The sequence below is a fragment of the Microbulbifer pacificus genome, from assembly GCF_033723955.1.
Classification (GTDB): domain Bacteria; phylum Pseudomonadota; class Gammaproteobacteria; order Pseudomonadales; family Cellvibrionaceae; genus Microbulbifer; species Microbulbifer pacificus.
Genome location: NZ_CP137555.1, coordinates 3369576 through 3383840 on the forward strand (window position 1 = coordinate 3369576; position 14265 = coordinate 3383840).

General features: G+C 62.1%; 10 protein-coding genes. 7 read left to right on the forward strand and 3 right to left on the reverse strand.

Going from position 1 to position 14265, the window contains the following annotated elements:
* Window positions 1-118 precede the first annotated feature (118 nt).
* From gatB to gatC, 3 genes are all read right to left on the reverse strand, one after another.
* Window positions 119-1570 carry an Asp-tRNA(Asn)/Glu-tRNA(Gln) amidotransferase subunit GatB gene (gatB, locus tag R5R33_RS14345; protein WP_318953385.1) on the reverse strand — a complete coding sequence of 484 codons (1452 nt, stop codon included), beginning with the start codon at window positions 1568-1570 and terminating at the stop codon, window positions 119-121.
* Window positions 1571-1581: 11 nt separating this feature from the next.
* Window positions 1582-3036: an Asp-tRNA(Asn)/Glu-tRNA(Gln) amidotransferase subunit GatA gene (gene gatA / locus R5R33_RS14350; protein ID WP_318953386.1), complete on the reverse strand. Its 1455-nt coding sequence runs from the start codon at window positions 3034-3036 to the stop codon at window positions 1582-1584.
* A 63-nt stretch (window positions 3037-3099) separates the two neighbouring features.
* Window positions 3100-3387, reverse strand: coding sequence for an Asp-tRNA(Asn)/Glu-tRNA(Gln) amidotransferase subunit GatC (gene gatC, locus R5R33_RS14355; RefSeq protein ID WP_318953387.1), 288 nt, complete (start codon window positions 3385-3387; stop codon window positions 3100-3102).
* A gap of 446 nt (window positions 3388-3833) precedes the next feature.
* On the opposite strand from gatC, the gene R5R33_RS14360 reads away from it, so the two are divergent.
* The 7 genes from R5R33_RS14360 to R5R33_RS14390 all read left to right on the forward strand — a co-directional run bounded on the left by R5R33_RS14360 (window position 3834) and on the right by R5R33_RS14390 (window position 14109).
* Window positions 3834-4868, forward strand: a complete 1035-nt coding sequence (locus R5R33_RS14360; protein WP_105103606.1) for a rod shape-determining protein — start codon at window positions 3834-3836, stop codon at window positions 4866-4868.
* Between the two features lie 122 nt (window positions 4869-4990).
* Window positions 4991-5854, forward strand: a complete 864-nt coding sequence (gene mreC / locus R5R33_RS14365; RefSeq protein ID WP_318955743.1) for a rod shape-determining protein MreC — start codon at window positions 4991-4993, stop codon at window positions 5852-5854.
* A 4-nt stretch (window positions 5855-5858) separates the two neighbouring features.
* Complete coding sequence (mreD, locus tag R5R33_RS14370; RefSeq protein ID WP_318953388.1) at window positions 5859-6338, forward strand: rod shape-determining protein MreD; 480 nt, start codon at window positions 5859-5861, stop codon at window positions 6336-6338.
* Window positions 6339-6592: 254 nt separating this feature from the next.
* Window positions 6593-7234: a Maf family protein gene (locus R5R33_RS14375; RefSeq protein WP_318953389.1), complete on the forward strand. Its 642-nt coding sequence runs from the start codon at window positions 6593-6595 to the stop codon at window positions 7232-7234.
* Window positions 7231-8718, forward strand: a complete 1488-nt coding sequence (gene rng / locus R5R33_RS14380; RefSeq protein WP_318953390.1) for a ribonuclease G — start codon at window positions 7231-7233, stop codon at window positions 8716-8718. Before R5R33_RS14375 ends, rng begins: the two co-directional genes overlap by 4 nt.
* Before the next feature lie 75 nt (window positions 8719-8793).
* Window positions 8794-13152 carry a YhdP family phospholipid transporter gene (locus tag R5R33_RS14385; RefSeq protein WP_318953391.1) on the forward strand — a complete coding sequence of 1453 codons (4359 nt, stop codon included), beginning with the start codon at window positions 8794-8796 and terminating at the stop codon, window positions 13150-13152.
* A gap of 117 nt (window positions 13153-13269) precedes the next feature.
* On the forward strand, window positions 13270-14109 hold the full coding sequence (locus R5R33_RS14390) for a hypothetical protein (RefSeq protein ID WP_318953392.1): 840 nt from the start codon (window positions 13270-13272) through the stop codon (window positions 14107-14109).
* Window positions 14110-14265 lie beyond the last annotated feature (156 nt).

Here is a 14265-nt window from a genome sequence, read left to right on the forward strand (position 1 = left end):
AGGGATGGTGTGGGGAGTTAAGGATAGGGGGCGCGAAATGGAAGGGCTTGTCGGCGCGGATTAGGGAGGGCTCGGTTGCGGGGCCCGGTTGGGCCCCGCGGAACGAATCAGAAACAATTCAGAGCAGGGCGTCGAGCTTGTCCTGCAGGATCTGGTTGATCATCTGCGGGTTCGCCTGGCCCTTGGAGGCTTTCATGATCTGGCCGACAAAGAACCCCATCATTCTCGGGCGTTTATCGGCATCGGCATTGCGGTAATTTTCCACCTGTGCCGCGTTCGCGGCGATCACGTCGTCCACCAGCTTTTCGATAGCACCGGTATCGGTTACCTGTTTCAATCCTTTGGCTTCGATGACGGTATCTGCATCGCCTTCGCCATTCGCCATCGCCTCGAACACCTGCTTGGCAATTTTGGAGGAAATGGTGTTGTCCTTGATGCGCGCGATCAGTCCCGCAAGTTGCTCGGCCGTTACCGGGGAATTGGCAATGGATTTTTCTTCGCGGTTCAGCAGTGCGGCAAGCTCACCCATGACCCAGTTGGCCGCCAGTTTCGCTTCGCCGGACTTGGCCGCCACCTGCTCAAAATAATCCGCGGTGGCGCGCTCCTGGGTCAACAGGTCCGCATCGTAGGCGGATAGACCGTAATCGCTTTCAAAACGCGCGCGCTTGGCATCCGGCAGCTCCGGAAGCTCACCGCGAATCTGCTCGATGTACTCGTCCGACAGCACCACCGGCAACAGGTCCGGACAGGGGAAGTAGCGGTAATCGTTGGCCACTTCCTTGCTGCGCATGGAGCGGGTTTCATTTTTGTCGGCGTCGTACAGGCGGGTTTCCTGCACCACCTTGCCACCGTCCTCGATCAGGTCGATCTGGCGCTGGGCCTCCACCTTGATCGCCTTTTCGATGAAGCGGAAGGAGTTCAAGTTTTTGATTTCGGCGCGGGTACCCAGCTCTTCCTCGCCTTTCAAGCGCACGGAGACGTTGGCGTCACAACGCAGTGAACCCTGCGACATATCACCGTCGGAAATGCCGAGGTAGGTCACGATGCTGTGGATCTTTTTCAGGTAGGCCACCGCTTCCGCGGCGCTGCGCATATCCGGCTCGGATACGATTTCGATCAGCGGGGTGCCGGCGCGGTTGAGGTCGATGCCGGACATGCCGTGGAAATCTTCATGCAGCGATTTGCCCGCGTCCTCTTCCAGGTGTGCGTGGTGCAGGCGCACGATCTTGCTGCTGCCGTCTTCCAGATGAATTTCAATCTGGCCTTCGCCGACGATCGGCTGTTCCAGCTGGGTGGTCTGGTAGCCCTTGGGCAGGTCCGGGTAGAAATAGTTTTTGCGCTCGAATACCGAGCGTTTACCGATCTCCGCATTCATGGCGAGGCCGAACATCACCGCATAGCGGAAGGCCTCTTCATTGGGAACCGGCAAGGTGCCGGGCATGGCGAGGTCAATCGCGCACGCCTGGGTGTTGGGCTCGGCACCAAACGCGGTGCTGGCGCCGGAGAAAATTTTTGATTGGGTAGCGAGTTGTACATGTACTTCCAACCCGATGACGACTTCCCATTCCACGTCGCGTCTCCTTATTTTGCTGCCGGGGCGATTTGCTGGTGCCAGTCACTGGCCTGCTGGAACTGGTGCGCGACATTCAGCATGCGCGCCTCGTCCAGGTAATTGCCAATGATCTGCAGGCCGACGGGCAGGCCGTGGGCGAAACCGCAGGGAATGGACATGCCGGGCAGGCCGGCCAGGTTGGTGGCAATGGTGTAAATGTCTTCCAGGTACATGGCCACCGGATCGGCATTTTTTTCGCCGAGCTTGAATGCCGGGTTCGGCGCGGTGGGGCCCATGATCACGTCCACTTTCTGGAAGGCGTCGACGAAGTCCTGCTTGATCAGGCGACGCACCTGCTGGGCCTTGTTGTAGTAGGCATCGTAATAGCCGGCGGAAAGGGCGTAGCTGCCGACCAGAATGCGGCGCTTCACTTCCTCGCCAAAGCCCTCGCCGCGGGAGCGCATATACAGGTCGCGCAGATCCGCGGGATTTTCGCAGCGGTAGCCGTAGCGCACGCCGTCGAAGCGCGACAGGTTGGCCGAGGCCTCCGCCGGTGCAATGACGTAATACGCGGGTACCGCGAGCTTGCTGTGGGGCAGGCTGATTTGCACCAGTTCCGCGCCGAGTTTTTCGTAGGCCGCCAGCGCCTCCTGCACCCGCGCGCCGACCTCGGAATCGAGACCCTCACCGAAGTACTCGCTGGGTACGCCGATCTTCAGGCCGGCAATGGAATCGTTCAGGTTGGCGGTGTAGTCCTGCACCGGGCGGTCCAGGCAGGTGGAATCCTTGTTGTCCGGTCCCGCCATTACCGACAGCATCAACGCCACGTCTTCGGCGGTGCGTGCGATGGGACCACCCTGGTCGAGGCTCGATGCAAACGCGATCATGCCCCAGCGGGATACACGACCGTAGGTGGGTTTGAGGCCGGAGGTGCCGGTCATGGCCGCGGGCTGGCGAATGGAACCGCCGGTGTCGGAGGCGGTGGTGCCCGGTACCAGCTGTGCGGCCACTGCCGCGGCGGAACCGCCGGAGGAGCCGCCGGGGATCCGCGTTACGTCCCAGGGGTTTTTTACCGGGCCGTAGAAGCTGGATTCGTTGGAGGAGCCCATCGCGAACTCGTCCATATTGGTTTTGCCGAGACTGACGGCGCCCGCCTGCAGGAAGTTCTCCACCACGGTGGCGTCGTAGGGCGACACGAAGTTGTCGAGCATTTTCGAGCCGCAGCTGGTGCGAACACCGCGGGTGCAGAAAATGTCCTTGTGGGCGATGGGTACACCGCACAGGGCCGGGGCGTCACCCTGGGCCAGGCGTGCATCGGCAGCGGCGGCCTGCTGGATGGCCTGCTCGCCGGTGACGGTGATAAAGCTGTTGAACTGGCTATCCAGCTGCTGGATGCGCTCCAGCATATGGCTGGTGATCTCGACGCTGGAGAACTGCTTGTCGCGCAGGCCGCGGATAATCTCGGCGATGGTCAACTGATGCATGGGAAATCCGGTTTCTTGTCTATTCTGTAGTCGCTTGCGGCTGGTCGGTCAGTCGGTGACCCGTCAATCAATCACCTTCGGCACCAAGTACAGGCCCGCCTCGGTCTGGGGCGCCAGCGCGAGGAATTCCTCGCGGCGATTGGGTTCGGTGACCTGGTCGCGGCGCAGTACCTGCACCTCGTCCAGCGGGTGCGCCATGGGCAGGACACCGTCGGTATTCACCGCCTGCAGCTGGTCTACCAGTTGCAGTACGTCGCCGAGGCGGCTGCTGACTTCTTCAATGGTTTCTTTGGAGATGGCGATGCGGGCCAGTTCGGCCAGCTTTTCAACGGTTTGCGCGTCCACGGCCATGGGGGTAGAGACTCCAGCTTCTCAAAGGCTTACTTGCGGCCGTGCCCGGTGCGTCGGGTGGCCGGTGAAAAATAAGGGCGCAAATTTAGCATGTTTGTGGGGAAAACTCCCCAGCAGTAGTCATAAGTTGTTCTGGAGCCGTGCCTGTACCCTTTGGGCCTGGACACATTACCCGTTCTTACATGTGGGCATTATTCAGCCTTGCTCTGAACCCGCGCCATTGTTAGAGTTTGCCGATTCTGGCCAGGGGCCCCCTCGGCGCTGGCCTATTTGACGGAGATCGGGCGAAAACGCTGCCCGGAACACAGAATTATTTGCGTGGACTAACTACCCTGTAACGCTTTCCCCAGCCGGGAGCGCTATCGGGCCGTGTGTCGGCGCTCTGCGGCACCTGAACCCAATTCCGCTTCAGGTGTTGTACATCAGATTTAAGGTAACCGAATTCCATGTTTAAACGTTTGCGGGGCATGTTCTCCAGTGATCTCTCCATCGACCTGGGTACCGCCAATACGCTGATCTACGTGCGCGATCGCGGCGTAGTCCTCGATGAACCCTCTGTTGTCGCCATCCGCCACTACAACGGCACCAAAATCGTGGAAGCGGTGGGTGTGGAGGCCAAGCGCATGCTGGGCCGTACCCCGGGCAACATCACCGCCATCCGCCCGCTGAAGGACGGTGTGATCGCCGACTTCCAGGTGACCGAGAAGATGCTGCAGCACTTCATCAAGAAAGTGCACGAAAACAGCTGGATGCGCCCGAGCCCACGAGTGCTGGTGTGTGTGCCCTGTCAGTCCACCGAAGTTGAGCGTCGCGCAATCCGCGAATCGGCTCTCGGCGCCGGCGCGCGCGAGGTATGGCTGATTGAGGAACCCATGGCCGCGGCCATCGGTGCGGGTCTGAAGGTTGAGGAAGCCAGCGGTTCCATGGTGGTGGATATCGGCGGTGGTACCACCGAGATTGCGATCATCTCCCTGAACGGCGTGGTTTACTCCGACTCCGTGCGTATTGGCGGCGACCGCTTTGACGAGGCCATCGTCAACTATGTGCGCCGCAATTACGGCAGTGTCATTGGTGACGCCACCGCCGAGCGCATCAAAGAAGAAATCGGCTGCGCCTATGCCGGCAGCGAAGTGCGTGAGATCGACGTGCGCGGCCGCAACCTGGCCGAGGGTGTGCCGCGCAGCTTCACTCTGAACAGCGACGAGATCCTCGAAGCGCTGCAGGAGCCGCTCACCGGCATCGTGCAAGCGGTGAAGAGCGCGCTGGAACAGTCGCCCCCGGAACTGGCCTCCGATATCGCCGAGCGCGGTATGGTGTTGACCGGCGGCGGTGCGCTGTTGCGCGACCTGGATCGCCTGCTGATGGAAGAATCCGGTCTGCCGGTGATCGTCGCCGACGACCCGCTGACCTGTGTCGCCCGCGGTGGCGGCAAGGCTCTCGACATGATGGACAAGAGCCGCCTGTACCTGGTTACCAACTGATCTGGTGACTGTCTGCTTTGGCGGCGCTCAGGGACGCAGGAGTGCCGCCGCATCAGCGCGCATGGAATTAGCGCCACAGCCAATAACAACATCATTGCTGAGCAGGTCGATGGGGGCCGCCCATTAAACCGTTATTTACTCGAGGTCCGTCGCCGGAATCCCGCATTGTGGTGCTGGGCCTGGTGGCGACCGCGCTTATTCTGGTCAATCTCTACACCGATTGGCTGGACCCCGTGCGCGAACGCCTCTCCAGTCTTGCCGCACCCTTCTACTGGATCACCGGAACGCCGTCCCGTGTGGGCGACTGGGCGGAAGACCAGCTGCGCACCCGCGAAGAGCTGGTGGAAGAAAACAGCCGCCTCAAGCACCAGGTCATGCTGCTGGAGCAGCAGACCCAGCTGCTCGCCGCGGTGCGTGCGGAAAACACCCAGCTGAAAGAACTGATGAACTCCGCCGAGAGTGTGGATCAGCGGGTGCTGGTGGCGCAGGTAATCGGTGTGTCCCCGGACCCCCTCGAGCATGTGCTGATCATCGACAAGGGCCGCAGTGACGGCGTTCGCGACGGTACCGCGATCATGGACGCCAGTGGCCTGCTCGGACAGGTGGTCGAAGCGGGGGATTTCTCCAGTCGCGTACTGCTGATCACCGACGCCGACCACGCGCTGCCGGTGCAGGTGCTGCGCAACAGTGTGCGTGCGGTGGCCGAGGGCACCGGCGACCTGTACCGCCTGAAGCTTCGCCATCTGGCCAATACCAGTGATATCCGTGAGGGTGACCTGTTGCTGAGCTCCGGTCTCGGCGGCCGCTTCCCGGCAGGCTATCCGGTGGGTGAGGTGATTGCAGTCAGGCGCGACCCCGGCAAGGCGTTTGCCGATGTGGATGTACAGCCCCGCGGGCTGATGAATCGCAGCCGCTTTGTGCTGGCAGTGATCGGCAACGAGGACGTCGACCCGACGGAAGGCCTGGCGCCCGCGGCGCGGGATTGATGCCATGGACGCCCACAATCGCTGGTTCATCCTGCTGACCTTTCTTGTGGCCTTGTTGCTGGCGGTAATGCCGCTGCCCGCCAACTGGCTCTGGTTCCGTCCCTCCTTCTGTGCCCTGCTGGTCATATTCTGGACCACCCGCATGCCGGAAAATCTGGGTGTCGGCTTTGCCTGGATCATGGGACTGCTGGAAGACCTGGTTACCGGCTCGACCCTGGGGGCCCACGCCCTGTCCCTTGGGGTGCTCGCCTATTTCAGCCTGCTCACCTATCGCCGCACCCGTGCGTTCAATCCCGGGCAACAGCTGATGTGGGTGTTCGTGCTGGTGGGAATCAACCAGCTGTTGGGTAACTGGGTACACGGCCTCGCCGGCAAAACGGTGCCGGGGCTCACGTTCCTGTGGCCGGCTCTGACCACTGCTCTATTGTGGCCACTGGTGACCCCCTGGCTGGGTGGACTGGCGTCGCGGCTGCGAATTCGCTGAAAATCTACTGCGCGAGCGCCTGGCGGCGTCCGGCGGTGCTCGGAATGCTCATGTACTGAGTGTACATTCCGCTTCCTGTGCTCCGGCGGCCACCACCAGCCACCCGCTCGCTACGATTTTTAACGGTGCCGAGATTGCAGTCGGCAAATTTGTGTTAAGTCGCGCCGCCGGCGCGGTTATTTTTCGAGCGGGGCCGCTATAATCAGGCCTTTAGCCGAACCCATTGCCCGAATTCATAACGATAAGACGAACCCGTGCCAGATCCAGAATCCACACAGCGCCTGATTCTCGCCTCCGCATCGCCGCGGCGGGCGGAGCTGTTGCAGCAGATTGGCGTACCGTTTGCAGTTGCCGCCACTTCCGTGGAAGAGCGCCGCGGTGTCGATGAATCGCCGCGGGATTACGTGCTGCGTCTGGCCCGGGAAAAGTCCCGCGCGGGTTTCGCGCAGGTGCAACAGTCATCACACGCTGGAGCGGCGGTGTGGTCTCTGGGCGCGGATACCATTGGTGTGGTGGATGGCCAGATTTTGGAAAAACCCCGCGATTTCGCCGATTTTACCCGCATGATGCGTCTTATGTCCGGCCGTGAGCACTCGGTGCTCACAGCGGTGTGCCTAAGTGGTGCCGGCGGCGAATTCAGCGAGGTGGTGGAGACCCGGGTGCGCTTTCGCGCACTGGATCGCGCGCTGCTCGAAGGCTACTGGAATACCGGTGAGCCACAGGACAAGGCGGGCGGATACGGCATCCAGGGCATGGGTGCCGTGCTGGTGGAATCCATTCACGGCAGTTACAGCAATGTGGTGGGGCTGCCGCTGGAGGCCCTGGCGGAGTTGCTGGAGCGGGCGGGCATCGCCTATTGGCAGACAGGGACGAAGTTGGGAGCGACCTGCCCGTGAGCGAAGAATTACTTATCAACGTGGCGCCAATGGAAACCCGTGTGGCGCTGGTGGAAAACGGCGTGCTGCAGGAGGTCTATCTCGAACGCACCGCACGCCGCGGGATCGTCGGCAACATCTATAAAGGCAAGGTGGTACGGGTGCTGCCGGGCATGCAGGCGGCGTTCGTGGATATTGGCCTCGAGCGCGCCGGGTTTATCCATGCCTCGGATATTGCGCCGCTGGACGAGCACGGCATGGAGTCCCGCGAGGGCGAAGTGGCGGACATCCGTGCGCTGGTGCGCGAGGGCCAATCGCTGGTGGTGCAGGTGGTGAAAGACCCCATCTCCAGCAAGGGCGCGCGTCTCACCACCCATCTCTCGGTGTCCGCCCGCTACCTGGTGTACATGCCGCAGACCCGACATATTGGCATCTCCAACCGCATCGAAGACGAAGCCGAGCGCGAGCGCCTGCGCGCGCTGGTGGATCTGGCGGCGGCAAAGCTGGCGGAAGAGGGCCACAGCGGCGACGGCGGCTTTATCCTGCGCACGGTGGCTGAGGGCGTCAGTGAAGAGGAGTTGCTGCGGGATATCCCTTTCCTGTACAAGCTGTGGAAGGAACTCGAGCAGCGCGTCAAGATCGAAAGAGAGCCGGCGATCATATACGAAGATCTGCCGCTGTTCATGCGCGCACTGCGGGACCTGGCGCGGCCGCATACGGAAAAGATCCGTATCGACTCCCGCGAGGCCCACGCCCGCGCCGCCAAGTTCACCAGTAAATACGCGCCGGAAATCGCGCCGCGTATCGAGCATTACCCCGGCGAGCGGCCGCTGTTCGACCTCTACGGGGTGGAAGAGGAAATCCGCAAGGCGCTGCAGAACAAGGTTACGCTCAAATCCGGTGGCTACCTGATCGTCGAGCAGACCGAGGCCATGAGCACCATCGATGTGAACACCGGTGCGTTCGTCGGCCATCGCAATCTCGAAGAGACCATCTTCAAAACCAACCTGGAGGCGGCCACGGCCATCGCCCGCCAGCTGCGCCTGCGCAACCTAGGCGGCATTATCATCATCGACTTTATCGACATGCAGGACCCGGAGCACCAGCGCCAGGTACTGCGCACACTGGAGAAGGCGCTGGAGCGGGATCACGCCAAGAGCAGCATCACCGGTGTGTCCGAACTGGGGCTGGTGGAAATGACGCGAAAGCGCACCCGCGAATCCCTCGGGCAGATGCTGTGTGAGCCCTGCAGCGTATGTGCCGGGCGCGGAACCCTGAAAACCGCTGAAACGGTGTGCTATGAAATCTTCCGGGAGATCATCCGCGAGGCCCGCGCCTACGACAGCGACAAGATCATGGTGCTGGCAAGCCAGGTGGTGATTGACCTGCTGTTGGACGAGGAATCCGCCAATGTGGCGGATCTCGAGGAATTTATCGGACGCCCCATCCAGTTCCAGGTGGAGCCCATCTACAACCAGGAGCAGTACGACATTGTACTGGTGTGAGTTTGCCACCGGCGCGCTTCGTGCGCGCCGCCAGCGTGACGCCATCGTCAGGACCATCCGGGGAGGTGGGGCCTGATGTTGTGGCTGCGCTGGTGTGTCCGCAAGTTCTGGTTGCTGGTGGTCACACTGCTGATCTCGCTCGCGATCCTGGTACAGACCGGGCGCATCCTATCGCCCCAAGTTGGCAACTACAGTCCGCAGATCAGCCACTGGCTGTCTCAACGCCTCGGCGCACCGGTGGCGCTGGAGCATATTTCCCTGCGCTGGCAGGCGCTGGAAGTGGCGCTGCAGATCGACGGTCTCAATATCGGCGCCGAAGGGCAGGTGAAGCTGCAGCGCGGTCTGTTCCATCTCGATCTGCTGTCCAGTCTGTGGAACCGTGAACTCATCTGGAAGAACCTGGAGGTGGACGGCTTCTCCGCACAGCTGCAGCAGCGCGCGGAAGGCGGCTGGCAGGTACAGGGTTTCCCGCTGGCGAGCGCTGCAAGCCATGAGCAGAGTACCCACAACACCGCCGGCATGCGCCTCGGTGACCCGGCGCGTATCTTCCAGCTGGGGCCGAAAGTGCTGGTGCGGGATGCCAGTCTCGGCCTGGTACTCAGCGACGGCCAGTCCGCCAATGTCGACCTGCGGGAAATCCAGCTGGAGAACAGCGGCAATTTTCACCGCCTGGTGGCAAGGGCCTATGTCACCGGCGCCATGGAGAGTCTGCACCGCGGCGAAGAGAGTTTTCACCTGGTGCTCGAAGGTCGCGGCAACCCGCGCCGCAGCGACGAATTTTCCCTGCGCGGTTACGCGCAGCTGAACGAATTGATGGTGGATGCGGACCTGGTAGGACTGCTGTACCAGCTGTCGCCGCTGCCGGAGAAACTGTACTGGCCCGGGCGCAAACTCGCCGGTGGCCGCCTGTGGCTGAGCTCCGATGCGAAAAACGGCTACAGCCTGCGGGGTGACCTGAGCCTCGCGCAAATGGCGCAGAGCGACGCCGGTGGCGAGCAACGGCAATCTGATGCAGGCGGCCAACCCCGCGGCGCGCTGGAAACCCTGAACGCGCTGTCGAGCAATATTTCCGGCCGCTGGCGTCCCGGCGAATCCTGGGAGCTGGTACTGCAGGAACTGGGGCTCAACTGGCAGCAGTTGGAAGTGCCTGCCGTCAACCTGCAGGCCAGTGGCGACCAGCAAGGCAATCTTGAGCTGGCGGTGGACCAGATTGAACTGCAGGCCTGGCACCGGGTACTGCGGGTACTGGAACTGATTCCGGAAAAGGCCGACGAGTGGTTACAGGCACTGGAGCCCACCGGCGAACTCATGAACGTGCGCCTGGCCCGTCGCGATGGCGACGTCAGTGTGGCCGCCAACCTGCAGAATGTGTCGGCAGGTGCCCACCTGGGCGCGCCAGCCGTCACCGGCGTCAATGGATACATGACCCTCAATGGCCAGGGCGGTCGCGTGGAGCTCGACAGCGGCCGGGGTTTCAGCGCGCACTTCCCGTTGTTGTATGAGGCTCCTTTCTCCTTCGATGCCGCCCGCGGCACCGTGGCCTGGGATATCGACCGCGACCACAACACCGTTTCGGTGTACTCCGGGCCACTGATGCTGGACGCTGCGCCGGTAGAGCATGCGGAGTTCAGTGCGGCGCCCGCCGCCGGCGTCACTTCTGGGGCGAGCGCCTACCGCGGCCAGTTCCTGCTACAGATTCCGCTGATCCCCCACAGCCGCGCTGCGGACTTTACCCTCGCTCTCGGCCTGCGCGATGTCGCCGTCGACGAGCAGCACAACCTGGTGCCCACTGTAGTGAGCGAGGATCTGCGCCAGTGGCTGAACCAGAGTGTCGGCAAGCACAACAAGGGCCGCATCCCCAGTGCCGGCTTTGTGTACCGCGGCTACAGCTATCGCGAAGGGGAAAAAGAGAATTTGCTCGCCCTGGGGCAGCACGAATTCCGCCAGACGGTGCAGCTGCAGGCGGACATAACCGGCAGCAGCCTGGAGTATGCCGCGGGCTGGCCGGCGGCGGAGAATGTAGACGGACACCTCGGGATCAACGACCGCGATGTACTGGTGCTGGCGCCGCGGGCGCGTCTCTGGCATGTGGATGGGGCCAACGTTTCCGTGCGGGTATCGCCGCAGCAAACCGGATCGCGCCTCGATGTGCGCGCGGAACTGGCGGGCCCGGCGGCCGACGGACTCAAACTGCTGCGGGAATCGCCGCTGCGGGACAAACTGGGCAAGGCCTTCGACAGCTGGAAGCTGGGCGGGGATATGCAGGGTACCCTGCGCATTGCCCAGCCGCTGGGCGGCGCCGATTTTGCTCCCAGCCAGCAGATCGACCTGCAGTTGAGCGATGCGGAACTGACCCTGCAGAACCTGAATCTCGATATCCAACACCTTAACGGCAATGTGCGCTACCACAGTGTCGACGGCCTTGCGGGTTCGGCGTTCCGCGGCCAGCTCTGGGGTCAGCCGCTGAAGGCGTCCATCCAGCACCTGGGGCAGGGCGAAGAGCGCGATACCCAGGTGGTGGTGCGCGGCCAGGCGGAGACCGCGAGTGTTGAGCGCTGGAGCGGGCGCCCGGAATTGCAGTGGCTCGAGGGCGCCCTCGACTACACCGCGCGTATCACCATTCCCGCCAGTGCCAAGCAGAAGCCCTACGGCGCGATTCTGGAACTGCAATCCGATCTGGAGCGGGTGGCGGTGAATCTGCCAGCTCCGCTGGCCAAGCCCGCGGGGCAGAAGTCCCGTTTCGTGCTGCGGGTGCCAATCGGCGACCAGGGCAATCTGTATCACCTCAGCTATGGCGAGCATCTGCAGGGGCAGATCTGGCAGGTCGATGGCCAGCTGGAACGGGCCTCCATTGCCCTGAACGCGGAGGCCAAACTGCCGCCGTCACCGGGTATTTCGATCATCGGTGACCTGCAATTGGTGGATCTGCAGCCGTGGCAAAATGCGCTGTCGATCTATACCGGCGACAAATCCGCTGCCGACGAAAAGGCCTCCGCCGCGCCGCCCGGGGAGAATACCGGGGACACTGCTCCATCCGATGCTACCGATACCGAGATGGCCGACTCCCGCCGTCTGCCGATTACCCTGGATCTCAGCACCGATCTGCTGCGGATTTCCGAGTCCACCCAGATCGACAATATCCATGTAAGTGGTCGCGGTGTCGGTGAGGACTGGCAGTTGCAGTTCGAGAGCGAAACCGCCACCGGTGAGCTCAGCGGTATGCTGCACTCCAGCACGCCGCTACAGGTCAAGCTTGAACATCTGCGGCTGCCGGCCATGGCGAAGGAAAAAACGACCGCGGGCGACGCCGCCCCGGAGCAGGCTGCGCCTCCAGTGGACCGCTGGCAGGGATTCGAATTTGCCAGCTTGCCGAAGGTGGATTTCAGTACCGACGAACTGTGGCTGGGTGAGGAGTCCCTCGGTCCCTGGTCCTTCCGCCTGCGGCCTTCGGCCGAGCGGCTGGTGGTGAGCGAAATCCACGGTGCCATGCGCGGTATCCGGATCGAAGGGCGCGGCGAAGCGGAAAACCGCCTGGGTGCGCAGCTGATGTGGATGCGCGATGAAACGGGCCGTGAGTCGTCGCAATTTATCGGCCGCCTGAGCGGTGAAAACCTCGGGGATGTGCTGCAGGCCTGGGGGCAGGAGGCGGCCATCGAAAGCCGCAGCGCCGTATTCGATACCGCACTGCGCTGGAGAGGTTCGCCGGCGATGGTGAACCCCAGCAGTCTCAACGGCGAGATCCGCATCGATATCCGCAACGGCCGCTTTATGCGCGCCAGCGACAACGCCGGCACCTCGCTGCTGCGACTGTTGTCTCTGTTCAATTTCGACACCTGGGCGCGGCGCCTGCGGCTGGACTTTTCCGATCTGGTGCAGAGTGGCCTGACCTTCGACCAGGTGCACGGCGAGGTTTATTTCGAGGGCGACGGCGAGCTGTTGATCGCGGTACCGATCCAGGTAGTGGGGCCCACTAGTGAGTTGCAGATGGCGGGGCGGGTGAACCTGCAGCGTGAAGACCTGAACCTGACCCTGGTAGCGACCTTGCCGGTGGGCAATAACCTGGCCTTTGTGGCCGCACTCGCCGGCGGCCTGCCGGCGGCGGCGGGAGTCTACCTGATCAGTAAGGTGTTCAAGAAACAGGTGGACCGGGTGGCCAGCGTCAGTTATCGCATCAACGGCGAGTGGTCTGACCCGGAAGTGCGTTTCGACCGGTTGTTTGACGACGGCGCCGCCGATCGCGAGGGCGAAAGTGCGGTGGCCGAGCGCAGGCAGGAAGTTGAACAGCACCAGCGGCAAAAAACGCAGGCGGAAACGGTTAAGCGCGCGGCCGAAGGCGCGGATTCCGCAAGTACCAAGTTACCGGTCAGCGGCGATTCCAGCGCGCCGGGCATACCAGGCGGCAAACCTCAGCAGTGGAACCCGGTGGGCGCATAGCTGCCTACGGGGCCGGTTAGTGGTTGCAATAACCGAATAATTGTTCGATATTGACGCGTCTATAAACAAAAATAACGCCATCAAAAGAATAAACACGTTATCCGAGGTGCGTCGCCAATGACTGAGGTGGTCTCTTTGGCCGGAATTTCCGTAAACCGCTACACGCTGTTCAAGCTTTTCAAATACGCCGTCTACTGTCTGCTGACATACAACGTCTACGCCTTCTTTCTGGAAAACCACGCCGCCGTGGGCACCGTCTTCGCCGACGGCATCAGCCTTGGCAGGGTCATTGAGGGGTATAACGATTTCATCGATACCCTGGCCTGGGTGCTGCTGCTGGTGGTGTTCGAGCTGGAAACCTGGGTGCTGTCGGATACCAAATTGAAGGGCGGTACCAAGTGGCTGCTGAATGTGGTCTCGGCGGTCTGTTATCTCTTCATCATCTATTCCTTTTACGGTTACCTTTCGGAGATGGTGTCGCTTACGCACCTGTTGCCGGTGACTGGCAGTGCCTGTGACCTGGCGGCAAACGGCGGCTGGTCGATGGTGCTGGAGCAGGACGATTATACGGCGCTCACTGCGGCCAACTGCGGCCAACTGGCAGATGTGCACCTGCTGCGTCTGGCGGATGCGCAGATTGTGGGCGATGCGGCGGTGTGGCGTGAGATTCAGTGGCTGGCGTGGGTGGATGTGATCAACGCCGGTGCCTGGCTGTTGGTGGTGGCGATTCTGGCGTTCGATGTTTGGTTGCAGCTGCGCCACGAGCTGTCCGATGCGGTTATGCGCTACTCGCAGATCGTGAAGGGCCTGCTGTATTTCACCCTGCTGGTATGCGCCATCTACTGGGGCTTTAACGGCAGCTTCCTGGATTTCTGGGATGCCTTCCTGTGGCTGGTCGCCTTCTTCTTTATCGAGATGAACCTGTTTGAATGGCAGGCTGAGACTAGCGCCGAATAATAGAAGTTAAATCGTGGTTTGAATTGACTGCAGTGACGGTGCCGCTAACGGGGCAGCCTTGCGAAACACGCCGTGAACCCATCCATGGGGGCTCTTCCGCGAGGTCCCTCTCGCGGAAGGTCTCGCAAGGCTGCCCCGTCAGCGGCACCTTAGCGA